Source organism: Enemella evansiae (genome assembly GCF_004362375.1).
Classification (GTDB): domain Bacteria; phylum Actinomycetota; class Actinomycetes; order Propionibacteriales; family Propionibacteriaceae; genus Enemella; species Enemella evansiae.
Genome location: NZ_SNXA01000009.1, coordinates 553,864 through 577,980 on the forward strand (window position 1 = coordinate 553,864; position 24,117 = coordinate 577,980).

20 protein-coding genes are annotated in these 24,117 nt (G+C 67.0%); 7 read left to right on the forward strand and 13 right to left on the reverse strand.

Going from position 1 to position 24,117, the window contains the following annotated elements; genetic code table 11:
- Positions 1-186 precede the first annotated feature (186 nt).
- Entirely contained in the window at positions 187-1,359 is a 1,173-nt protein-coding gene (gene argE / locus C8D81_RS10665; RefSeq protein WP_133626034.1) for an acetylornithine deacetylase, read from the forward strand.
- Positions 1,356-2,618: an MFS transporter gene (locus C8D81_RS10670; RefSeq protein WP_133626035.1), complete on the forward strand. Its 1,263-nt coding sequence runs from the start codon at positions 1,356-1,358 to the stop codon at positions 2,616-2,618. Before argE ends, C8D81_RS10670 begins: the two co-directional genes overlap by 4 nt.
- A gap of 96 nt (positions 2,619-2,714) precedes the next feature.
- On the opposite strand, the gene C8D81_RS10675 is transcribed toward C8D81_RS10670, so the two are convergent.
- From C8D81_RS10675 to C8D81_RS10725, 11 genes are all read right to left on the reverse strand, one after another.
- A complete protein-coding gene (locus C8D81_RS10675) occupies positions 2,715-3,077 on the reverse strand; it encodes a GntR family transcriptional regulator (RefSeq protein ID WP_094357498.1) in 363 nt (120 codons plus the stop codon).
- Positions 3,071-4,009 carry a hypothetical protein gene (locus C8D81_RS10680; protein WP_094357500.1) on the reverse strand — a complete coding sequence of 313 codons (939 nt, stop codon included), beginning with the start codon at positions 4,007-4,009 and terminating at the stop codon, positions 3,071-3,073. Before C8D81_RS10680 ends, C8D81_RS10675 begins: the two co-directional genes overlap by 7 nt.
- Before the next feature lie 159 nt (positions 4,010-4,168).
- A complete protein-coding gene (locus C8D81_RS10685; RefSeq protein WP_133626036.1) occupies positions 4,169-5,395 on the reverse strand; it encodes a S1 family peptidase in 1,227 nt (408 codons plus the stop codon).
- 271 nt (positions 5,396-5,666) lie between these two features.
- Positions 5,667-6,116: a 50S ribosomal protein L9 gene (rplI, locus tag C8D81_RS10690; protein WP_094357504.1), complete on the reverse strand. Its 450-nt coding sequence runs from the start codon at positions 6,114-6,116 to the stop codon at positions 5,667-5,669.
- A 14-nt stretch (positions 6,117-6,130) separates the two neighbouring features.
- A complete protein-coding gene (gene rpsR, locus C8D81_RS10695) occupies positions 6,131-6,367 on the reverse strand; it encodes a 30S ribosomal protein S18 (protein WP_094357506.1) in 237 nt (78 codons plus the stop codon).
- 79 nt (positions 6,368-6,446) lie between these two features.
- A complete protein-coding gene (locus tag C8D81_RS10700; protein ID WP_094357508.1) occupies positions 6,447-7,040 on the reverse strand; it encodes a single-stranded DNA-binding protein in 594 nt (197 codons plus the stop codon).
- A gap of 90 nt (positions 7,041-7,130) precedes the next feature.
- Entirely contained in the window at positions 7,131-7,421 is a 291-nt protein-coding gene (rpsF, locus tag C8D81_RS10705; RefSeq protein ID WP_094357510.1) for a 30S ribosomal protein S6, read from the reverse strand.
- Between the two features lie 160 nt (positions 7,422-7,581).
- The gene (locus C8D81_RS10710; RefSeq protein ID WP_094404875.1) at positions 7,582-9,366 is read right to left on the reverse strand and encodes an AMP-dependent synthetase/ligase; all 1,785 of its coding nucleotides are present in this window, start codon (positions 9,364-9,366) and stop codon (positions 7,582-7,584) included.
- A 48-nt stretch (positions 9,367-9,414) separates the two neighbouring features.
- Positions 9,415-10,467 (reverse strand): hypothetical protein, encoded by a 1,053-nt coding sequence (locus C8D81_RS10715; RefSeq protein ID WP_094404874.1) that lies wholly within the window; start codon positions 10,465-10,467, stop codon positions 9,415-9,417.
- Complete coding sequence (locus C8D81_RS10720) at positions 10,464-11,597, reverse strand: sensor histidine kinase (protein ID WP_094404873.1); 1,134 nt, start codon at positions 11,595-11,597, stop codon at positions 10,464-10,466. The genes C8D81_RS10715 and C8D81_RS10720 overlap by 4 nt, the downstream gene beginning before the upstream one ends.
- Before the next feature lie 3 nt (positions 11,598-11,600).
- Positions 11,601-12,257 (reverse strand): response regulator transcription factor, encoded by a 657-nt coding sequence (locus C8D81_RS10725; RefSeq protein WP_094357518.1) that lies wholly within the window; start codon positions 12,255-12,257, stop codon positions 11,601-11,603.
- A 377-nt stretch (positions 12,258-12,634) separates the two neighbouring features.
- Here C8D81_RS10725 and C8D81_RS10730 point away from each other — a divergent pair, with 377 nt between their 5' ends.
- From C8D81_RS10730 to C8D81_RS10745, 4 genes are all read left to right on the forward strand, one after another.
- A complete protein-coding gene (locus C8D81_RS10730) occupies positions 12,635-14,107 on the forward strand; it encodes a type I restriction-modification system subunit M (RefSeq protein ID WP_094404872.1) in 1,473 nt (490 codons plus the stop codon).
- A complete protein-coding gene (locus C8D81_RS10735; protein ID WP_133626037.1) occupies positions 14,104-15,252 on the forward strand; it encodes a restriction endonuclease subunit S in 1,149 nt (382 codons plus the stop codon). Before C8D81_RS10730 ends, C8D81_RS10735 begins: the two co-directional genes overlap by 4 nt.
- A complete protein-coding gene (locus C8D81_RS10740; RefSeq protein WP_094404870.1) occupies positions 15,252-16,172 on the forward strand; it encodes a restriction endonuclease in 921 nt (306 codons plus the stop codon). The genes C8D81_RS10735 and C8D81_RS10740 overlap by 1 nt, the downstream gene beginning before the upstream one ends.
- A 98-nt stretch (positions 16,173-16,270) precedes the next feature.
- Complete coding sequence (locus tag C8D81_RS10745) at positions 16,271-19,621, forward strand: DEAD/DEAH box helicase family protein (RefSeq protein WP_094404869.1); 3,351 nt, start codon at positions 16,271-16,273, stop codon at positions 19,619-19,621.
- Between the two features lie 55 nt (positions 19,622-19,676).
- Here C8D81_RS10745 and C8D81_RS10750 read toward each other — a convergent pair whose 3' ends face one another.
- Positions 19,677-21,392, reverse strand: coding sequence for a fumarate hydratase (locus C8D81_RS10750; protein ID WP_133626038.1), 1,716 nt, complete (start codon positions 21,390-21,392; stop codon positions 19,677-19,679).
- A gap of 113 nt (positions 21,393-21,505) precedes the next feature.
- Between C8D81_RS10750 and rocD the strand changes: the two genes are divergently transcribed.
- On the forward strand, positions 21,506-22,747 hold the full coding sequence (rocD, locus tag C8D81_RS10755; protein WP_094404867.1) for an ornithine--oxo-acid transaminase: 1,242 nt from the start codon (positions 21,506-21,508) through the stop codon (positions 22,745-22,747).
- Positions 22,748-22,980: 233 nt separating this feature from the next.
- On the opposite strand, the gene C8D81_RS10760 is transcribed toward rocD, so the two are convergent.
- Positions 22,981-23,985 (reverse strand): LacI family DNA-binding transcriptional regulator, encoded by a 1,005-nt coding sequence (locus tag C8D81_RS10760; RefSeq protein WP_094404866.1) that lies wholly within the window; start codon positions 23,983-23,985, stop codon positions 22,981-22,983.
- Positions 23,986-24,117: the final 132 nt, after the last annotated feature.

The window sequence follows — 24,117 nt, forward strand, 5'->3', positions numbered from 1 at the left end:
CCGAATCCACCATTGATTCCGACTCCTGCCCTCGCTCAGCTCATCTCGACACGCTGGATGAGCGTGGGGCGTACGCGCCCGCTTCGCTGCCCCCATTCACACCGAACAGGTCGATGGTTGTCAACGGTTGGCGCGGCAGCATGGGATATCTCCCGAAGCCGAGCAACGGAAGGTATACATATGATCATGGAGACCCCTCGTTCGCTGGACTGGATCGTGAAGCTGGTGTCGCAGGACACCACCAGCCGCAATCCCAACCAGCCCGTCATCGACCTGATCGCCGATGAGGCCCGCCGGCTCGGCCTGGCGCCGAAGATCTGCCCGAGCCCGCAGCAGGGCAAGTCGAATCTGCTGGTGACGGTGCCCGCGGCCGATGGTTCGACCGCCGGCGGGGTGGTGCTCTCCGGGCACTCCGACGTGGTGCCGGTCGATGACCAGGACTGGAGCTCCGACCCATTCGCCCCCGAAGTCCGCGACGGCCGGCTCTATGGCCGCGGCACCTGCGACATGAAGGGCTTCATCGGAGTCGCGGTGTCCGCACTGCCAGAGATGGTGGAAGCCGAGCTGAGCGAACCGATCCACCTGGCCGTCTCCTACGACGAGGAGGTCGGCTGCATCGGCGGCGACCAGATCGTCAAGGACATCGCCGAGCTCGGGCTCACCCCGCGGGCCTGCATCGTCGGCGAACCGACCAGCATGCAGGTGATCCGCGGGCACAAGTCGATCAACCTGGGCCGGGTCACCTTCCGCGGCAAGGCGGCGCACTCCTCGCTCACCCCCGAGGGCGTCAACGCCATCGAGTACGCAGCGAAGTTCGTCGTCTTCCTGCGCGGGATCGCCGACCAGTGGCGCAGCGAGGGCCCCTTCGACGAGGCGTACCCGGTGCCGCACAGCACGCTGTCGACCAACATCATCCACGGCGGCATCGCCGGCAACACCGTGCCGGACCGATGCGTGGTCGAGTTCGAGTTCCGCGGACTGGCCGAGCTCGACCCGGCGGCCACGATGCAGCGGATCGAGGCGTACGCCCGGGAGCTGGAGCAGCAGATGAGGGGCGAGAACGAGATCGCCGGCGTCGACTTCGAGGTGCCCGCGATGGTACCCGGCCTGGAGACCCCGGCCGAGGCGGAGGCGATCTCGTTGGGCGCCGCACTCGGCGGCGTACGCTCCGACGGCAAGGTCACCTACGGCACCGAGGCCGGCCAGTTCTCCGGCGCCGGCATCGAGACGGTGGTCTGCGGCCCCGGGGACATCGCCCAGGCACACACCGCCGACGAATACGTGGACCTGGCGCAGCTGCAGGCCTGCGAGGAGTTCATCCATCGCCTGATTTCCCATCTCAGCAAGGAAACTTCATGACCGACACCGTTGTTCAGCACGACCAGGTACGCGCCCGGAAGGCTGTTGTCGCCGCCTCGCTGGGCAATGCGCTGGAGTGGTACGACATCGTCCTCTTCGGCTTCATGGCGAGCACCATCGCCACCGTCTTCTATCCAGGTGGAAGTTTCGCCGCCCAGATGATGACCTGGGCCACCTTCGCGATCACCTTCGTGGTCCGCCCGCTGGGGGCGGTGCTGATCGGCAGTTACGCCGACACGCACGGCCGCAAGGCGGCCCTCAGCCTGACCATCGGGTTGATGACACTCGGTGTCTTCATCATCGTCGTCACCCCGGGGTACGCCACGATCGGGATCGCCGCGCCGATCATCCTGGCCATCGCTCGGATCATCCAGGGCATCAGCGCGGGTGGCGAGTTCGGCAGCGCGACCGCCTTCCTGACCGAGAATGCCCAACGGGGCAAGGCCTATTACGCCTCCTGGCAGGTCGCCACCCAGGGTGTGTCGATGTTCATGGCGGCCGGTATCTCGTGGCTGCTGTCCTCGCTGCTGAGCCCGGCGGCCCTGACCTCCTGGGGCTGGCGGATCGCCTTCGCGATCGGGCTGCTGATCGGCCCGGTCGGCTGGTATGTGCGCACCAAGATGTCCGACACCCCGGAGTTCGAGGCCGCGGAGAAGGACCATGCACCGCTGAAGCTGCTGCTCGGCCAGTACGGCGGACGGTTGCTGACGGCGTTCCTGGTGATCGCGATGGCGACCATCTCGGTCTACCTGATCACCTATCTGCCGACCTTCGCCAAGGGTCTCGGACTCCCTGCCTGGGCAGCATTCCCGGGCGCCGTGGTCGCCGGGGTGATCACCTTCATCGGTTCACCGATCGTCGGCCGGCTCGCGGATCGGGTCGGGATGACCACGATCATGATCCCGGCCGCGATCGCCGGTGTGCTGGCGGGGTGGCCGCTGTTCCTGCTGCTGCAGGCGAATCCGACGATCCTGATGCTGACGCTGTGCGAGGTGATCGTCGGGATCTTCATGTGCCTCTACTTCGCGCCGATGCCGGCACTGCTCTCCGAGCTGTTCCCGGTGCAGGTCCGGTCCTCGGGGATGACCATCTCCTACAGCCTGGGTGTGGCGATCTTCGGCGGTTTCGCCCCGCTGATCCTCACCGCCCTGGTGAAGGCCACCGGCGTGAACACCGTGCCGGGGCTCTACTACGCCGCCTGCTGCGCGCTGGCACTGGTCGGCGTACTGATGGCCCGCAAGCGGTACGCCATGCGCTGACCCTCCCCCTGCTGCGATCCATCGAATCCTGAGTGCATCCCCCTCTCCCTCCAGGGTCAGGGGGATGCACTTCTGGTTCGATGGATCGCGGTTGGGTCAGCTGGTGCCGAGTTCCGCGTACGCGTGGCGGACCTGATGCACGGCGCCTTCCACGCCGACCCCGAGGCCACGCATCGCCTCGACGAACTGCCGGGCCAGCTGGGTCGCCTGTCCCGGGCCGTCGTTGGGCGGCTGGACGATGGTGCCGTTGCGGCCCGCGGTCCGGACGAAGCCGCTGGCCTCCAGTTCCCGATAGGTACGCGCCACCGTGTTCGGCGCCAGACCCAGGTCGCTGGCCAGTCGGCGTACCGGCGGCAACCGGGTGCCGGGCGGCAGCTCCCCGCTACCCATCTGGGCCACCAGCTGACTGCGCAGCTGCTCATAGGGCGGGACCTGGCTGGTGGGATCGATCCTCAGCACGGGCCGGCCTGCCCGGCGAAGTCCCGGTCCCGCCACAGTCCGAGCGACGGATTGGCGGAGCGGCCCCGCAGGTAGGGCACCAGCAGGATTGCCCAGCACACCAGGCCCAGGACGAAGGCCCCGATTCCCAACCAGAGCGTGAGATCCATCGCCTGGGCACGCACGGCGCCGTCGAGGAGCAGCGACGCACCGGCGAGCAGCGAGATGAACGGGGCAAGCATGCCGGCGGCGATCCCGGTGCCGGTGAGCCCGGCCAGTGCGGTGCTGCGGGTGGCATCGTCCCAGGCCAGTTCGAGATCGGTGTGCGCCCACTGTGGCCGCTCGATCAGCGCCCGGCGGGCCGGGATCAGCAGTGCCCAGCCGATGGCGAGCAGCACCGTCGACCCGGTGGCGATCGTCATGGCCGTTGCGGTGTCGGTGGCGCCGAGGGAGGTCGCGACCGACCAGAGCAGCCAGGCGCCGGCGAGCCCCAGCACCATCGCCACCGGCGCGAGCCAGAAAGCCCGGCTGGCGCCACGGGTCTCGTAGTCCGCGATCGTCGTCGCCGAGGATCGGGCCACCCGCGGGGCATCGGGCACCAGCGGGCTGCGTTCCCGGGCCGTGGCCACCAGGCCACCCAGGCTGGCGCCGAACAGCAGCGCGACCATGATCGTCGCCCCGGAGGCGCCGTCGGTCCCGGTGAGCCCGCGGAGCAGCAGCGCCAGCACGACCCCCACCACCGCACCGAGGGCACCACACCAGACGGCGGCCTTCTCGGTGCGGGTGATCCGCTCCACCACCGGGCCGCGCAACTGGGCCGGCAACGGCAACCGCATCTTGCGGACGTACTTCGCGAGCTGCTTCTCGTTGGGCTTGCTGGTACCGCCGTTGGTGATCGGCGCCATGCTGAACAGCACGCCCATCGCCAGCGGAATCCAGATCGCGATCTCCATCGTTCCTCCTCAGTTCGTATCAACACAATAGACTGTACTGATACAAACTGGGGAATGCAACCGGCCCGGGCCCGGGAACGACAGCACCCCGCGATCTCGGGTTCGCGGGGTGCTCGCCGTCCCGGGGTGAGCCCGGGCCTGGGGGTGGGGTGGGTTGGCTCAGTTGTAGGTCAGCCCGTAGTAGCTCAGGGCATCGGTGACCGGCTGGAAGTAGGACGACTTGCCCGACAGGTAGCCACCGTTGAAGGTGCAGGTCTGCGAGGCCGGACCGCCGGAGGTCATGCCTACGGCGTACCCGCCGGAGACGTAGGCGCCGCCGGAATCACCCGGTGCGGTGCAGACGGTGCTGCGGCCCAGTCCGGACACCTGGGCGACGGTCCGCCCGGAGTTGTCGGAGTAGGTGACCGAGTTGTTGTAGCTGCTGACCTGACCGCAGGTGATGCCCGAGGTGGCACCCGACTTGCACATGTCGGTACCGACCGGCGCCTTCCACGGGCCCTTGTCGGCCTGGCTGACGGTCCGGCCGTAGCCGTTGACCTGGGTGGTCATCTGGTCCTCGGCGTCGATGTAGACCGCGCCGATGTCACGGTCCGCCACTCCGTCGTAGGAGCCGAAGGCGGTGCCGGCCGGGGTGCCGATCTTGGTGCCGCCGACCGAGAAGGTGCTCTGACCCTCGACACAGTGACCGGCCCAGATCATCACCCGGGTGCCGCTGCTGGTGCGCGCCGGGAAGCCGGCGGAGCAGTAGCCGCCGCTGGCCATGGTGACCTTGTCGCCGCCCTTGACCGCGATCTGGACGCGGTTGGCCTCACCCTGGCGGACCTCGACGGCGTCGCCGAACTGGGCCAGCGCCTGGCGGGTCTGATCCGGGGTGGTGGAGGTGACGATCAGCTTGTCGGAGGCCAGATCCGGGCTGACCGAGGCCACCCGGTCGCCGACCACGGCGGTCACCTGGGCAACCATGTCATTGAGCTTGGCCTCGCCGCGCTGCGGGCTGCGCACCTGCAGACCCTTGGCCTCGGCGGCCTTGGCGGCGGCCGAGTTCGGGGCGGCCTGGACGACCAGCTTCCCTTGCTCGGTGAAGAATGCGCCGTCATAGCTGTTGTTCGACGCCACCTCGGCGTAGGCATTGTTCTGCTGGGCCTTGCGGTCCAGGTAGCTGCGCTGCTGTTCGACGGTGCGGTTGGCCGAGCGCGCCATCACCTGGATCTGTTCCTGGCTGAACTCGCTCTGCACGACGCGGGCCTCGGCCTTGGCCGAGACGCGGGTGTTCTGCGGCGACAGGGTCGGCGGAGTGGTGGGCGCCGAGATCGCCGGAAGCTGCGTGCTGGCGAGGATCGCGCCACCGAGCACGGCACTTGCTGCAAGACGGAGTGTGGGTTTCACGTTATCTCCAACAGTTCGGGGGTTGTGGGGGGTGGATCGCTGCAACGAGTGCCTCATTGTTCGCAGGCTGTGTCACGGGCCACAACAGCGGAGATTCGATCCCGTACCAAAGTAGGTCTTTCGTCCCACTTAGGTCTCGGCGCGGAACTACTCGGAAACCGAGAAGTTGCGACTCGCAGACCGAGCGAGGACGGGCGGGAAACCCTTTACCGACAGCGAAACGGCCGGCCCCCATCGGGGACCGGCCGTTTCTTGGCGTACGCCTGGGCGATCAGCTGGCGGCGGTGATCTCCACCGGCAGGTGCGCGGTGACCGCATCGTGCAGCTTGACGCCGACGGTGTGCGAACCGACGGTCTTGATCGGCTTGGCGATCTCCACCGAGCGCTTGTCGACCGACGGGCCGCCGGCCTTCTTGATCGCGGTGGCGATCGAGGCGGCGGTGACCGCACCGAACAGCTTGCCGTTGTCGCCGGCGTTCACCGGCAGCTCGACGGACAGGCCTTCGATCTGCTCGCGCAGCTCCTTGGCGTGGTCGAGGTTGCGCACCTCACGGGCGTCACGCGCCCGCTTGATGCCCTCGATCTGCTTCTCCGCGCCGCGGGTCCACCGAATGGCGAAACCCCGCGGGAGCAGGAAATTGCGGCCGTAGCCGTCCTTCACCTCGACGATGTCGCCGGCGATGCCGAGGTTGTCCACGGCAGCAGTCAGGATGAGCTTCATGCTGGTGTCCTTTCTCAGCGAGCCGTCGAGGCGTAGGGCAGCAGGGCGACCTCACGCGCGTTCTTGATCGCGGTGGCGACGCGGCGCTGGTCCTGGACGGACAGCCCGGTCACCCGGCGGGCGCGGATCTTGCCCCGCTCCGAGATGAACTTGCGGAGGGTGTTGATGTCCTTGTAGTCGACGTTGTCGATACGGGTCGACTTGACCGGGACAGCCTTCTTGGGCTTCATCGGCTTTCGCGATGCGGCCATTGTGGTGCTCCTTCGTGACTATGAGCCCGGCGTGATGCCGGAATGTGCCTTGGTTGATTGAACTTGCGGGGCGTACGCCTCAGAACGGCGGTTCTTCGCTCTGCTGCGTGGCCCACGGGTCCGATCCCTGGGAACGGTTGTTGCCGCCACCGGAGTTGCCCCACGGGTCACCGCCGCCGGAGTTGCCTCCCTGCTGCTGGCCCCCGCCGTAGCCACCCTGGCCGCCCTGGCCGCCACCGGAGTTGCCCCCGCCGTAGCCGCCCTGGCCGCCACCGCCGCCGTAACCGCCCTGGCCACCGCCGCCGCCACCGGAGGTCTTGGCGACCTTGGCGGTGGCGTACCGCAGCGCGGGGCCGACCTCGTCGACGTCGATCTCGAAGACCGTGCGGCGCTCACCCTCGCGGGTCTCGTAGGAGCGCGACTTGAGCCGGCCCTGGACGATCACGCGCATGCCCTTGGCCAGCGACTCGGCGACGTTCTCCGCCGCCTGCCGCCACACCGAGCAGTTGATGAACATGGCTTCGCCGTCACGCCACTCGTTGGTCTGCCGGTCGAAGTTACGCGGCGTGGAGGCCACCGTGAAGTTGGCCACCGCGGCCCCGGACGGGGTGAAGCGCAGCTCGGGATCGCCGGTGAGGTTTCCGACGAGAGTGATGATGGTTTCGCCTGCCATTGGTTATCTCCGGATCGGGATCGGAATGAGTGGTCGATGCCTAGCCTGCCAGTCGGATCTGACGGCCGACAGGGCACTGTCCACAGGTGATCAGTGCAGCTCCGGGCGCAGGACCTTGGTCCGCATGATCTGCTCGTTGATGCTGAACTGGCGGTCCAGCTCCTTGACGTCCTCGGGCTTGGCGGTCAGATCGACCACCGCGTAGATGCCCTCGGGCTTCTTCTGGATCTCGTAGGCGAGACGACGCTTGCCCCACAGATCGAAGTTGTCGACGGTGCCGCCGCCCTTGGTGATGATCTGCAGGTACTTCTCCAGCATCGGAGTGACCTGACGCTCGTCCACATCGGGGTTGACGATGATCATGACTTCGTACTTACGCATACGCGAACTCCACCTCCTCTGGTCTCAACGGCCGCGGGTCGGTCCCGTGGCAGGAGGGCGCTATGCCGGCCGGCGCCCGGTCCGCGGGCGCTGGCACAAGTGCGCAGTCTATCCGAGGGGTCCGCGCGGAAGGTAATTGCGCGACCGGCTCGACCGCGGACTACTTCTTCCGTTCCCGGATCTGGGTGTAGAGCTCCTCGACCTGGGCCGCGTAGCGCTGCTCGACGGCGCGGCGGCGCACCTTCAGGGTCGGGGTGAGCAGACCGTCGGCCATCGTCAACTCCTCGGTGATCACCGCGACCGCGCGGATCTTCTCCTGGTGCGGGAGACCGTCGGAGACCGCATCGGCGCGCCGCTTCAGCTCGGCGCGCAACTCGGGGTGGGCGACGAGTTCGTCATCGGAGGCCGCCGAGACACCGGCCGCGGCGGCCCAGTCGCGGGCCTCCTCCAGCGAGGGCCGCAGCAGCGCCACCACGCACGGCCGGCCGTCGCCGAGCAGTACCGCGTGCTCGACCAGGGGGTCCGCCGCCAGCTCGCCCTCGATCGGTCCGGGGGCGATGTTCTTGCCGCCCTCGGTGACCAAGAGGTCCTTCTTGCGGTCGGTGATCGTCAGGAATCCGTCATCGTCCACCCCGCCGATGTCGCCGGTGTGCAGCCAACCGTCGATCAGCGTCTCGGCGGTCGCATCGGGCCGATTCCAGTAACCGTTCATCACATTCGGCCCGCGGTAGCAGACCTCACCGTCCTCGGCGATCCGCACCTCACCACCGGCGACCACCCGGCCCACGGTGCCGAAGCGGAACGCCTGCGGGGAGTTGAACGAGATCAGCGGCGCGGCCTCGGTCAGGCCATAGCCCTGACAGATCAGCAGCCCGGCGGCGTGGAAGAACTCCTCGATCTCGGCCCGCAGCGGCGCCCCGCCACTGGCCAGCACCCGCTTCTGCCCGCCGAGCGCGGTGCGGATGCCGGAGAGCACCAGCTTGTCGGCGAGCCGCAGCTCGGCCCGCAACCGCGGGGTCAGCTCGCCGGCGGCCTGCGCCCGGGCACCGACCTTGATCGCCCAGTCGAAGACCCGCCGCTTCGCCGGCGAGGAGGCGCGCTGGCGCGCGATGGCGTACACCCGCTCATAGAGCCGGGGCACCGACACCAGCAGGCTCGGCTTCGCCAGCGGCAGCATCTCGGCCACCTTGGTGGCGTCGGCGAGATAGGTGTTCAGCGCACCGCTGCGCAGCACGACGAAGGTCCAGGCGCGCTCCAACGCGTGCGCCAGCGGCAGGAAGCACAGGCTCTGGTCGGTGGGGGTGATCTCGAAGAGCTCGCGGACCGCCTCGATCTCGAAGCAGAACGCCTCGTGGGTGAGCATCACCCCGCGCGGGTCGCCGGTCGTCCCGGAGGTGTAGATGATCGTCGCCAGATCGGATCCGGTGACCGCCGCCATCCGGTTCTCCAGCGCGGGATCCTTGACCGGCTGCTGGGCGATCAGTTCGCGCCAGGCGACGTAACCCTCGGTGCGCTCCTCGGCCCCGGCGACCTCCTCGAAACCGATCACGGTCCGCAGCGCGGGCAGTTCGGCGCGCACCTCGGCGACCTTGTCCAGCTCGGCGGCACCGCCGACGAAGGCGACGCTCACCCCGGCGTCACCGAGCACGTGTCGGGCCTGGCGCGCGGTCGAGGTCTGATAGACCGGCACCACGACACCGCCGATCAGCAGCGTCGCCAGGTCCGCGACGGTCCATTCGGGCCGGTTGGTGGCGAAGATCGCGACCCGGTCACCGTGTTGTACGCCGAGCCGCAGCAGGGCCTCGGCGACGGTCGCGACCCGGGCGCCGAGCTCGGCGTAACTGGTCTGCTCCCAGTCGTCCCCGCGGCGTACCCGCAGCGCCGGGCGTGCGGGATGGGCCGCCACCGAGTCGGTCAGCAACTGGCCGAGATGGGCGAGGTTCATGGGTCCCCTTTCCCGCGCATCGTCATCGATTCATCGATCTGGGCAACGCTATCGACTTCCGGCGGACTGCCCAACTCCGGATTCGCTGGCGAAGTCGCGGCGCAGCCCCTCCCCATCGGCCCGGCTGAGCAGCACCGTGGCCAGGTTGCGACGACCCGGCGGATGCAGCCGTACCGTGCAGGCGTCACCGCTGCGGGCCTGGTCGAGGGTCTCGATGGTGGCCGCGAGCACCTGTGCCTGCAGCGCGTCGGAACAGTCCCAGGCACGGCGATCGTCGACCAGGCTCACCCGGACACCGCGGGCGCGGGCCGCGCGGACCGCGGCGACGACCTCGGCGGTGGCCAGGTTGCGGCCGCGGATCGCGTCGCGGAGCTGGGCCTCGGTGAGCCGGGCCGCGACCCGGTCCTCGTCGGTGAGCTCCGCACCGCTGGCGATCCGGTCCAGGATCGTGCCGGTGGCGGCGACCAGATCGGCCTGGTACGCCTCCCGCGCCTGGGCCCGGGATGCCAGGTCGAGCACCCGTTCGGCGACCCGGGCCTCGTTCTGCTGGGCCCGGTCGGCGACCGCCAGCGCGCGGCGCATCAGTACGCCGTAGCAGATGCCCAGGAAGACCGGCCCGAACAGCGCCACCAACTGGAGGCTCTGTGCCGCCGGTACTCCGCTGAACAGGGCCCAGTGCACCCCGACCAGCAGCGAGAACAACTGTCCCAGCCAGACCGGGCGGATGGCGCCCGACATCGCCAGCCCGCCCATCGCCATCGCGGAGGCGGCCGGCGGCCACAGCGCGGCCGGATCCTTCAGCGACCCGGTGATCTGCCAGAACACCACCGCATGGAGTACGCCCCAGCCCAGCGCGAGCGCGAGCCAGGCGCTGCCCGGACGGTCCGGCCGGCTGAGCGTCAATCCCACCAGCGGACCGGCGAAGCAGGCCGCGACGATCACCACGAACGGGTTGGCATAGCTGCCCCAGTAGCCGAGGGTGATCAGCATCGCGAACAGGCCCATCGCCAGCGACCACCACCCGATCGGTACCGCGTTGAGCGGCGCCAGCGGGCCGATCACCGATTTCGGTACCAGCGAGGCCGTCATCCGGTGGGTCATGTCGCGGTCCATTCGACGAGCACGGTGGTGCCGCTGCCTGGTCGGGAGCTGATCGTCGCGCGGGCACCGGGGATGGTGTTCACCCGCCGCAGGATGCTGTGCCGCACGCCGAGGCGTACGCTCTCCCGCTCCGGATCGAACCCGGGGCCGTCATCGACGACGCGGACCCGCAGCCGCTCGGCACCGAGGGTCAACTCGACCCGGCCGAGGCCACCGGCGTGCCGGGTGACGTTGCGCACTGCCTCGTCGACGGCGGCCTCCAGTTCGGCTCCGACGCGGCGGCGGACGACGCCTTCGGGGACGCCGTCGCTGGACACCTCGAGTCCCGCTTCTGCTGCCTGGGCAGCGATCCGTTCGCCCAGCAGGGCCAGCGGTTCGGCGTCGTCGGTGACCGCGAAACCGTCCTCCAGGCCCCGGCGTACCGAGGCTGCCTGGACCGCGAGCTTGCGGGCCGGTACGCCCTCAGCGGCCGCGGACAGCAGCGAGAGCACGTTGTCGTGGGTGAGCCGGTCCAACCGATCGGTCTCATCGGTGCGGGCCTGCAGGGCACCGGCGCGGGCCCGGCGACGCAGCGAGGACTCCAGCTGGGCGCTGGCGGCGCGCATCGTGCGCAGCCCCGCAATCATCACCAGCATGAAGAATCCGGCGTACACCAGCGAGAACATCCCGCTGACCAGCACCTCCTCGGGCCGCTGGGCGCCGAGCGTCCAGCGCACCACCTCCACCGAGATCGAGCAGACCACCAGGGTGCCCACCGCCCCGGCGACCGGAATCGCCAGCAGGGCACACAATCCGGGCAGCAGCATGAACTGGCCGAGCCAGAACCGCTGGATCGCGTTGTCGGAATCCATCCCGACCAGCGGCCAGAGCAGCACCGCGACCGGATAGCCGATCGCAGCCGCCAGACAGGCAACCTTGAACCAGCGGACCCGGTCGAGCAGTGCCAGCACCAGCAGCAGGATTCCCGGCAGCCAGGCGATCGCACCGACGAGCAGATGGGCCAGGTCACCAGTGGGGCCGAGCAGCAGGTTGGTCAGCAGGCCCTCGACGACATAGAAGCCGTAGGCCATCCCGAGCACCAGGCCCAGCCCCCGGAGCTGACCGGGGCGCAACCCGCGGGTGGCGATCATCGACTACTCGTTGCCCAGCCGCGGCGGCGGCAGCACTCCGTCCTCCACCGCCCGCTTGTAGAGGTCGACCTTGGTGAGCGCCTCCCGGCCCTGCTGGGCGTACTTGGCCCGGATCCGCAGCAGGTAGTCGTTCACGGTGGTCACCGAGAGCCCGGTCAGTCGGGCGACCCGCTTGGCGGATTCCCCGCAGGCGAAGAGTTCCAGCACCTCGCGCTGCCGTTCGGAGAGACCCACGGAGTCGATCACCGGGTCGGCGTCCACCGCGGCCGCCCATTCGGTGGTCAACGAACCGGCGTCGTCCTCGCTGAGGCAGCTGCGGATCGCCTGCATCAGCTCGGCCGGTGAGTGCGACTTGCGGGCGATGCCGCGCACCCCGCCGCGGGCGGCGGAGCGGATCAGATAGGCGTTCTCCCCCGACGTGTACGCCAGGGTGGCGATCCCGTGCTCGGCCAGCTCGGCGACGTTGTCCTCCGGCAGGGAGTTGTCGGCCAGGCTGAGGTCGAGCATCACCAGGTCCAGGTCGGTGCCCTGGGCGAGCAGCTCGGCCACGGTCTCGGCGTTGGCCACCAGACGGAGGTCGTCGGTGTCCTCGAGCAGGGTCGCGATCCCCATCGAGGTGGCGAAGTGATCGTCGACCAGCCCGATCCTGCGCGGTTGCATGCTTGCTTCCTGTGGCGCCATAGGCCCCCCTTATTGCCCTCAGAACTGATGTCTTTGCCAGGCGTACCCCGAAATCCTAGAGTCTTTTGTGTCATGTCGACACCGAGGGTGTGGCCACGCCCTTGGACGGGGTGTTCGACGGACAACCGCCCGGCTCTCCGGGCAACACCTTGGTGAATCCCGGGGGTGCTCGTTGGGGGACGGGCCAGCCGGGCTCGGGCCTCGGCACTCGTGCCGGGGCCCATGCCATTTCCCGGACCCCACGCTCATCGAGTAGCAGCCCATGCGGAGCCTGCGGAGCAATGGGCTGCGTGTCGAGATGAGATGAGCCGGCCCAGACCTGGGCGCGTCGGCGCCGGTCCGGCTAGTCTGCGCTGGTGGTCACCGGTGAACTGAAGAGCAAGATCGATCGCGTGTGGGATGCATTCTGGTCCGGCGGCATTTCGAATCCGCTGGAAGTGATCGAACAGATCACCTATCTGCTGTTCCTGCGGCGACTCGACGAGCTGGAAACGAAGGCGGAGTCGGCGGCCAGGATCCTTGGTGAGCCGCTGCGCGACCCGCGCTTCCTCCCTGATCAACAGCAGTTGCGCTGGAGCCGGTTCAAGCAGCTCGATCCGGCGACGATGTACACGGTGGTCAGGGATCAGGTGTTCCCCTTCCTGCAGACCATCGGGCAACGGACCAATGGCGAGGACTCCACCTACTCCGATCACATGCGGGATGCCCGGTTCACCATCCCGACCCCGGCACTGCTCAGCAAGGTCGTCGACATGGTCTCCGGGATCCCCCTCGACAAGCGGGACACCAACGGTGACCTGTACGAGTACCTGCTGTCGAAGCTGTCCACCTCCGGGGTGAATGGCCAGTTCCGGACGCCGCGGCACATCATCGAACTGATGGTGGCGATGATGGCCCCGAAGCCAGACGACGAGATCTGCGATCCGGCCTGCGGCACCGCCGGCTTCCTGGTCGCCGCATCGGAGCATGTACGCGAGACACATCCGGCTGCGCTCAACGACGACCGGCAGCGCAAACACTTCCACGAGTCGATGTTCCACGGATATGACTTCGATTCGACCATGCTTCGGATCGGCAGCATGAACATGCTGCTGCACGGGATCGACTCGCCCGACATCCGCTATCGGGACTCGCTGTCCGAGGGCGCGTCCGGTGACGCGGAGAAGTACACCCTGGTGCTGGCGAACCCGCCATTCGCCGGGTCCCTGGACTACGAGACGGTGGCGACGGACCTGCTCCGCGAGGTCAAGACCAAGAAGACCGAGCTGCTGTTCCTCGCGCTGTTCCTGAAGCTGTTGAAGACCGGTGGTCGGGCGGCTGTGATCGTGCCGGACGGGGTGCTGTTCGGCTCGACCAAAGCGCACAAGGAGCTGCGGCGGAGGCTGGTCGAGGATCAGAAGCTCGATGCGGTGGTGAAGCTGCCATCGGGGGTCTTCAAGCCGTACGCCGGGGTCTCGACGGCGATTCTGTTCTTCACCAAGACCGAGTCGGGTGGTACGGATTCGGTCTGGTTCTACGACGTACGGGCCGACGGCTTCTCGCTCGATGACAAGCGAAACCCGGTGGAGGCGAATGACCTGCCGGATGTGTTGAAGCGCTGGGCCGAACGGGATGGGTCGGAACGGGAGCGAGCCCGGACCGAGCAGAGCTTCTGCGTCCCGAAGGCCGACATCGCCGAGCAGGGTTACGATCTGTCGCTCAACCGCTACAAGGAGATCGAATACGAGGAGGAAGAGCACAAGCCCCCGCTCGAGATCATCGCCGAGATCGAGGAACTGGAGGGTGAGATCTCCCAGGGCCTTGCCGAGCTGAAGGCGATGCTGTCGTGAGGATGTTTCTTGGCGACGTCCTGTCAGAGTTCCGTGAAAAGCCCGCACCGGATGCCGAACCACCTGTCCTGACCCTGACTGAACGCAATGGGTTCGTACGGCAGGACGAGCGCTTCAAGAAGAGGCTTGCCAAAGAGGACACGAGCGAGTACAAGTTAGTCCGAAGCAACGACATTGCCTTCAATCCGTATCTGCTCTGGGCAGGAGCAATCGCGCAAAATACCATCGTCGAGAGCGGTGTGATCAGCCCGCTCTACCCGACGTTCCGGGTGAATCCTGGATTTGATGCGAGGTACGTCGGGCGCCTACTCCATACCGAGCAGCTGATAGGGGCCTATGACGGAATTGCATTTGGCTCAGTCCCACGCCGTCGCCGTTCCTCAGTTCGCGATTTTCTCAGCCTTCCGATCCCTGATCAACCCTCACTCGACGAACAGCGCCGCATCGCCGCCATCCTCGACAAGGCCGACGATCTCCGCGCCAAGCAGCAAGAAGAGACTTCCCGCCTTGACAGTCTTACCCAGTCGATCTTCACGGACATATTCGGAGATTGTGAACCCAATGAGGCCGCAGGGGACTTCTTGGAGGTACAGGGAGGGCTCCAAGTGACCTCGAAACGCAACACGTTGCCGGTTGAAGTTTCCTATCTCCGCGTGGCCAATAGCTTTCGCGCCCGTCTAGATCTCGGCGAGGTGAAAACCCTGCGAGCCACGGAAACCGAGATTGCACGCACGCGCCTCGAACCCGGTGATCTACTCTTCGTCGAAGGGCACGGCAACCCGCTCGAAGTCGGACGAGTCTCCATGTGGGAGGGACAGTTGGCCACCTGCGTTCACCAGAATCACCTCATCCGCGGCCGAGTGAAGGCCGGCCTTCTGCCCGAGTTCGCAATGGCGTGGTTCAACTCTCGCGCTGGTGCCGGGTACTTTCAGCGGGCAGGGCGCACGACCTCGGGCCTGAACACGATAAGCGCGTCTACCGTGAAATCCGCACCGCTACCCGTTCCACCCATTGATCGTCAGCGTCAATTTGTCGATGCCGTCGCGCACATCAGGGACCAGTTCAAGCGTTGTAACCAGCGCGCGAACGAGCTCGACATGCTTTTCACGTCTATCCAAGCTCGGGCGTTCCGAGGCGAACTCTGATGACCTCTATTCCCACCTGGGACCAGTTCATGGCTCCTTGTCTGCGCGTCCTGTTGGACGGGCAGACCAAACGAGCTCGCGATATCAATCTGGCTGCCGCCGACGAGCTGGGTGTGACAGAGGCACAACGGCAGGAGCTGATTCCTTCGGGCCAGGCCCGGTACCTCAATCGGGCTCTGTGGGCACTGTCCTACCTCTATCGAGCTGGCGCGGTCGACCGGCCCAACCGCGGGTACTACTCGATTACAGAGGTCGGCAGAGGCCTGCTTGCGTCACACCCGGGTGGCTTCACCGAGCGTGACCTGCGAGATCTCGAGGGGTACGTGCCACCAAATGTCGCTAGTACCAGCGCGAGCACTCTGACGAGTCCGGATTCCGAGTCTCTGGCGTCAGCTCTGTCACCTCAGGAGCAGATCGAGGACGGAGTCACGAAACTCCACGCGGATGTGGCCGCCGAGCTGCTGACTCGGCTACATAAGAGTCCGCCGGAGTTCTTCGAGCAGGCCGTGGTGGATCTCATCGTGGCGATGGGTTACGGCGGTACTGGCGGTGCGGCACGCCGCACGCAGCTCACTAACGACGGCGGCATCGATGGAGTTGTGGATCAGGACGCTCTTGGGCTGAGCCGGGTCTACATCCAGGCGAAACGATATTCGCCAGACGTCAGTATCAATCGCCCGGACATTCAGGCCTTCGTCGGCGCACTTCACGGACAACAGGCGAACCAGGGCGTCTTCATCACCACCGCGCGATTCTCCAGTGGCGCTCAGGCGTTCGCGGACGCCGTGCAGTCGCGCGTCGTCCTCATCGACGGCGCCCGCTTGGCGGAACTGATGATTCGCTACGGAGTCGGCGTCCAGGTCAAGCGCACCATTCGTCTGGTCGAGATCGATGAAGACTTCTTCGAACAAGCTCTCTGACCAATCCGCTCTATCGATCACCAACGGCCCCGGTGTCGCTCTAGAGTGACCACCAGCAGCTGGCCAACCCCGCCGGCGCGGCAGCACCTGGAGGTCCAGTGAGCAACTTCCCCTTCCTCAAGGCATCGTGGCCGGAGATCCATGCGGATTGCGTCCGGGCCGAGTCCTACCTGGTCTCCGATCCCCGCGCGGCTTGCATCTACAGCCGGCGTGCGATCGAGGTGCTCGTTGGTCACCTCTACGACCTGCTGGCCATCCGGACGCCTTACAAGGACGATCTATCCGCGCGCATCAACAACGCAGCCTTCAAGACCGAGACCGGCAACGCCATCAATATGAAGCTCAATCTGCTGCGCAAGCTCGGCAACGTCGCGGTGCACCAGACCCAGCCGGTCCAGAAGTCGACTTCGGTCCAGGCACTTCGCGACCTGCACCATGTGATGATCTGGGCCGCACTGCGCTACAGCATCACCCCAGACGCCGTCCCTACCCAGAGCGTTTTCGATGAGAAGCTGGCGGCCCGCGCCGCACCGCTCAGCAGGGCCGAGGTCGTCCGGTTGGCGCAGAAGTTCAAAGAGCGCGATGAGGCGTACGCCAAGGAACTTGCCGAGAAGGACGAGCTGCTTGCCCAGCACGAGCGGGAGATCGCCGAACTCCGGGAACAGGTCCAAGCCGCACAGGCTGCCAGCACGATTCGGGACAACCGGGACTACAACGAAGCCGAGACCCGCGACGAGTTCATCGACATCCTGCTGCACGAGGCCGGTTGGCCGCTCGATCAACCCCGTGACCGCGAGTACGAGGTCGACGGCATGCCGAACAACCGGGGCACGGGTTACGTCGACTACGTGCTCTGGGGCGCCGACGGGTTGCCCCTGGCCGTGGTGGAGGCCAAGCGAACCAGCCGGAGCGCCCACGACGGCCAGCAGCAGGCTAAGCTCTATGCCGACTCCCTGGAGGTCAGATTCGGACGCCGACCGGTCATCTTCTACACCAATGGTTATGAACACTGGATCTGGGACGACGCAGCGGGCTACCCACCCCGGGACGTCCAGGGCTTCTACACCCGCGACGAGTTGGAGCTGATGATCCAACGGCGTACCACCCGCGCCCAGCTCGAGACGACACCGATCGACCCCGCCATCGTAGAGCGCTACTACCAGCTGCGCGCCATCAAGGCGGTCGACAACACCTTCGACGAGAAGCAGCGCGACGCCCTGCTGGTGATGGCGACCGGATCGGGCAAGACCCGCACCGTCATTGCACTGGTCGACCAGCTGATGAAGGCCAACTGGGTCAAGCGTGTGCTCTTCCTCGCCGATCGCACCGCCCTGGTCAACCAGGCCGCCAACGCTTTCAAGGCGCATCTGCCGAACGCCACGACGATCAACCTGGTCACCGAGAAGTCCACCGACGGGCGGGTTTTCGTCTCCACCTACCCGACGATGCTCAACCTGGTCAACGAGGTCGCCGAAGGCCGCCGCAGCTTCGGTCCCGGCTTCTTCGACCTGATCGTCATCGACGAGGCGCATCGCTCCGTGTACGCCAAGTACGGCGCGATCTTCGACTATTTCGACGCGATGCTGGTCGGCCTGACAGCCACGCCCAAGGACGAGGTCGATCACAACACCTATCGCCTCTTCCACCTGGAGGACGGCGTACCCACCGATGCGTACGGTCTCGATGAGGCGGTCGACGACGGCTATCTGGTGCCACCCAAGGGCATCGCGATCGAGGGCAAGTTCCTCCGCCGAGGCATCCGGTACGCCGACCTCAGCGACCAGGAGAAGGACGACTGGGATGCACTCGACTGGGGTGACGACGGCCCGCCCGCCGAGGTCGATGCCGAGGACGTCAACCGCTTCCTCTTCAACGAGGACACCGTGGACAAGGTTCTCGCCCAACTGATGAGCAACGGCCACAAGGTGGCCGGCGGTGATCGGCTCGGCAAGACAATCATCTTCGCCAAGAGCCAGACCCATGCCGAGTTCATCCAGAAGCGATTCGACCTCGCCTGGCCGGAGTATGCGGGTCACTTCGCCCGGGTGATCACCCACGGCACCCCGTACGCCCAGAGCCTCATCGACGACTTCTCCCAACCCGAGAAGGCACCCCACATCGCGATCAGCGTCGACATGCTGGACACCGGGATCGACGTCCCGGAGGTGGTCAACCTGGTCTTCTTCAAACTGGTCCGTTCCAAGTCGAAGTTCTGGCAGATGATCGGTCGCGGCACCCGGCTCCGTCCCGATCTCTTCGGACCCGGGGAGGACAAGAAGGACTTCCTCGTCTTCGACTTCTGCGGCAACCTCGAGTTCTTCAGCCAGGACCTCCCTGCCGTCGAGGGCTCGGTCCAGAAGTCGTTGACCCAGCGCCTGTTCGAGGATCGGCTCGGGCTGATCCGCGCCCTCGACCGGGCCGGTGAGGCGCCGGACCTGCGCCGTTCGGCCGCCGCCCAGTTGCACGAGTTCGTCGCCGGTATGACCCTCGACAACGTCCTGGTACGTCCGCATCGCGCGGCCGTGGAACGCTTCACCGACGCCGAGGCCTGGCAGCAACTCAGCGCCGAGGACGCCGAGCAGGCCCAAGAACTGGCCGGGTTGCCATCGTCGGCCAGAGACACCGACGAGCAGGCCAAGCGGTTCGACCTGCTGGTGCTGCGTCGTCAGCTCTCTCAGCTCGAGAACGACCCGGTCACCGCCGAGCGCGCCCGGGAACAGATCCAACTGATCGCCGAGTCTCTACTCGGCAAGACCGCGATCCCCAGTGTCGCCGAGCAGGCGCCGTTGATCGAACAGGTCGCCGGTGACGAATGGTGGGTGGACGTCACGCTTCCGATGTTGGAGTTGATCCGCCTTCGGCTGCGCGGTTTGGTCCGCCTCATCGAGCGCACCAGTCGCAACCCCGTCTACACCGACTTCGAGGACACCTTCCTCGAGGGCGTCGAGGTCAGCCTCCCCGGGACCACCACCGGTACGAATCCGGAACGATTCCGGGCCAAGGCCACCGCCTTCCTCAGGGCGAACGAGGATCATGTGGCGATCCAGCGGCTCCGCCGGGGCATGCAACTCACCGGCACCGACATCAACTCCCTCGAGGCGATCCTGGAAGACGCAGGTGCCGCGCGCACCGACATCGCCTGGGCCGCCGAACAGCAGGGCGGCCTCGGGCGCTTCCTACGCACGCTGATCGGATTGGACCGGACCGCGGCCCAGGAGGCCTTCGCCGAGTTCCTGCAGACCGGTGACTACACCGTCGACCAGGTCCGATTCGTCACCATGATCATCAACGAACTCACTGCAAACGGGGTGATGGAACCTCGCCGGCTCTTCGAATCCCCCTATACCGATGATGGCGAGGTGTTCACCGAGAACCAGCTGATCAGCATCGCCGAGAAGCTGCGGCACCTGAACGCCACGGCGACGCCGGTGACCACGGAGACTGCCTGAGGGACTGCTGCGTACCTCTCGACACGGCCGCGGGCGGCCTACTCGAGGTACGTGGCTAGGACTGGGAGTCGATGTCCGGGCGGACCGAGATGGTCATCGCAATGGGCTTGGCGACCTCGGCGAAGAAGTCGTTGCCCTTGTCATCGACGACGATGAAGGCCGGGAAGTCCTCCACCTCGATCTTCCAGATCGCCTCCATCCCGAGCTCCTCGTATTCGACCACATCCACCTTCTTGATGCAGTCCTGGGCGAGCCGGGCCGCCGGGCCACCGATCGAGCCGAGATAGAAGCCGCCGTGGGCGTTGCAGGCATCGGTGACCTGCTTGGACCGGTTGCCCTTGGCGAGCATCACCTTCGATCCGCCGGCGGCCTGGAACTGGTCGACGTAGGAGTCCATCCGGCCGGCGGTGGTCGGCCCGAAGGACCCCGAGGCCATCCCCTCCGGGGTCTTCGCCGGGCCGGCGTAGTAGACCGGGTGGTCTTTGAGATAGCCCGGCATCTCCTCACCGGCGTCGAGACGTTCCTTGATCTTGGCGTGCGCGATGTCGCGGGCCACGATCAGCGTGCCGGTCAGCGAGAGCCGGGTCTTCACCGGGTGGGAGGACAGTTCGCTCAGGATGTCGGCCATCGGGCGGTTCAGGTCGATCTTCACCGCGGCGCCCTTGCCGGTGCCGGAGACCCCGTGGCTGTCCTCCTCGAGGTCCGCATCGACGGTGTCCGGCAGGTACTTGGCCGGCTCGAACTCGAGCTGCTCGATGAACACACCCTCGGGGGTGATCTTGCCCAGGCACTGCCGGTCGGCGGAGCAGGAGACCGCGATCGCGACCGGCACCGAGGCGCCGTGCCGCGGCAGGCGTACCACCCGCACGTCGTGGCAGAAGTACTTGCCGCCGAACTGGGCACCGATGCCGAGGTTGCGGGTCAGTTCGAGCACCCGTTCCTCCATCTCCAGGTCCCGGAAGCCGCGCGCGGTGCGGGCATCGCCGGTGGTGGGCAGGGTGTCCAGATACTTCGCGGAGGCGTACTTGGCGGTCTTCAGCGCGAACTCCGCCGAGGTGCCGCCGACCACGATCGCCAGGTGGTAGGGCGGGCAGGCGGCGGTGCCGAGGGAGCGGATCTTCTCCTCCAGGAAGGTCATGATCCGCTCGGGGTTCAGGATCGCCTTGGTCTCCTGGTAGAGGTAGGACTTGTTGGCCGAGCCGCCGCCCTTGGCCATGAACAGGAACTTGTACGCCTGCTCGTGACCGGGCGCGGTGTCGGCGTACAACTCGATCTGCGCCGGCAGGTTGGAGCCGGTGTTCTTCTCCTCGAAGAAGGTGATCGGGGCGTTCTGCGAATAGCGCAGATTCAGTTTCGTGTAGGCGTTGTAGACCCCGCGGGCCAACGGCTCCTCATCGACCCCGGCGGAGAGCACGTGCTGGCCGCGCTTGCCCATGATGATCGCGGTGCCGGTGTCCTGGCACATCGGGAGGACGCCACCGGCAGCGATGTTGGCGTTCTTGAGCAGATCGAGGGCCACGAACTTGTCGTTGTTGGAGGCCTCCGGGTCGTCCATGATCTTCGCCAGCTGCCCGAGATGGACGGGCCGCAGATAGTGCGCGATGTCGTGCATCGCGGTCTCGGCGAGCAGCGTCAGCGCCTCGGGCGCGACCTTGAGGAACTGCATCCCATCCGGGCCGGTCGCGGTGCTCACGCCCTCGTCGGTGAGCTTGCGCCAGGGGGTCTGATCCTCCCCGATCGGCAGCATGTCCTCGTAGGCGAACTCGCTCACTCCACTCCTCCTCGCAGCGGCCCCGAATGGGCATATCAGGGACCTCGATGGGGCGCACTGTATACCTGTCGCAAACCCATGGTCTTGTTCGCTGGGGTGTGATTCCCTGCGGTATGAGTACTACCCACTCCGACAGCAGAGTTTCCGAAACCACCCGACGATTCATCACCACTGCCGAGCGATCGGCGGCCAAGAACTACAACCCGCTGCCGGTTGTGCTGAGCAGAGCCGAGGGGGCCTGGGCGACCGATGTCGACGGCCGACGCTACTTCGACGCACTGGCCGGCTATTCCGCGATGAACTTCGGCCATGCGAATCCGCGCCTGGTGGCGCGGGCCACCGAGCAGCTGCAGCGGCTCACCCTGACCGCCCGGGCGTTCCACAACGACCAGTTCAACGGCTTCGCCGAGGCGCTCACCCGGCTCACCGGCAAGGACAAGATGTTGCCGATGAACTCCGGTGCCGAGGCGGTCGAGACCGCCATCAAGCTGAGCCGGCGCTGGGCGTACCAGGTGAAGGGCGTGCCGGCCGACGAGGCCGTGATCATCACCATGCGCGGCAACTTCCACGGCCGGACCACCACCATCGTCAGCTATTCCGACGATCCGGAGGCGCGGATCGGTTATGGACCGTTCACCCCCGGCTTCCGCAATGTCCCCTACGGTGATGCGGCCGCGCTGGCGGAGGCACTGGCGGAGGAAGGGGCGAACGTCGCTGCGGTGCTGATGGAGCCGATCCAGGGCGAGGCCGGAGTGATCATCCCGCCGGAGGGTTTCCTGCGGGAGGTACGCGAGCTCACCAGCAGACACGGGGTGCTGATGGTGGCCGACGAGGTGCAGTCCGGGCTGGCCCGGACCGGGACGACCTTCGCGGTCGAGCACGAGCAGGTGGTGCCGGATGTCTACATCATGGGCAAGGCGCTCGGCGGCGGGCTCTATCCGGTGTCGGCGATCGCGGCGGATGCCGAGATCATGGATGTCTTCACCCCCGGTACGCACGGGTCGACCTTCGGCGGCAATCCGCTGGCGAGCGCGATCGCCACCGAGGTGGTGTCGATGTTGGAGGAGGGCACCTACCAGGAGAACGCCCGGCGGATGGGTGCGCGGATGGAGGCCGGCCTGAAATCCCTTGTGAGCAACGGAATCATCGGGGTACGCATCCGCGGCGCCTGGGCGGGTGTGGATGTCGATCCGGCACTGATGACCGGCCGCCAGGCCTGTGAAGCGATGCTCGAGCGTGGGGTGCTGGTGAAGGACACCCACGGGTCGACGATCCGGCTGTCCCCGCCGCTGGTGGCCAGCGACGAGGACATCGATTTCATGCTGGAAGCCTTGGAATCCTCATTGCGGCAGTGAACGGTCCTCGAGTAGGTCGCGCAGCGACCGTGTCGAGAGGACTCAGGCGGCCCGGCCGGTACGCGCACCGTACCTGCCGGGTCGCCCCCACCCCGTTCATCGAGTAGCTCGCGCAGCGAGCGTGCTTCTCCACGTTCATCGAGTAGCTCGCGCAGCGAGCGTGTCGAGATGAACCCCTCAGGCGCCGTCACCACCCCGGCCGGATTCTCAACGCTGGTGTCGATCGCGGCAGATCAGCGCGGCGGGGCGGCGGTGGAGGACCGCACGATGAGTTCTGCCGGCATCCGCACATGCTCGTACGGGGCCCCGTCCAGCATCGCGAGCAGCAGGCGTACGGCCTCGGCACCCATCGCCGCGAGCGGTTGGCGCACGGTCGTGAGCTGCGGCACGTGCGCCGCGGCCTCCGGCACGTCATCGAAGCCCGCGACCGACAGCTCGTCGGGGACCCGCAGGCCCCGCTCGCGCGCGACGCGGATCATCTCGATCGCGGAGAGATCATTCGCGGCGAACACCGCGGTTGGCGGTGCGGCCAGGTCGAGCAGGGCGTGCGCACCGGCGGTCGTGCTCGCGGTGCGGTAATTGCCGTCGACGACGAGTGCGGGATCCACCGGGATGCCCGCCCGCTCCAGCGCGCGCCGGTAACCGCGCTCGCGCTGGCGTGCGGAGTCCAGGTCGGTGCGGCCGCGCAGGTGCGCGATCCGGCGGTGGCCCAGTGAGATGAGGTGCTCGGTCACCGCGAAGGCGCCCTCGGCGTTGTGCACGCTCACGGTCGCGGGGCCGTCGGAGCCGGTGGACGCGGACGGGTCGATCGCGACCAGTGGCACGCTCGCGTCGGTCGGCATCGTCGTCGGAGTGACCAGGATGGCACCGTCGATGAGCGTTCCACCGAGCCGGGACAGCGAACGGCGCTCCCAGCCGAGATGCTCCCCGGCGGAGACGCTGCCGGCATAGGCGAGCACATCGAACCGCGTTCCCTGCAGTGCCGAGGAGACACCCTGCAGCAGCTGCACGGCGAACGGTTCGAACTCGGCCACCAGCACACCGATCACGTCGGTCCGGCGTCGCCGCATGGATGTCGCCACCAGCGAACTCTCATAACCCAGGCGCGCGACGATCTCCCGCACGTGCTCCAGCGTCGTGGGGGCGACCCCGTCCCGGCCATTGATGGCCTTGGAGACGGTCGCCACGGAGACACCGGCAGCCTGCGCGACGTCGTGGATCGTGATGCGGCGGCTCATTCCTCCAATCTAGCGATAGAAAACGTTATCGATAACGATTGACAGCCGCGTCGTGGCGGTGTCACAGTGGGCGGACGGTAATTCGCTGTAGTCGGCAACAAATAGCCGCTCGGTGCTGGACTCAATGACGAG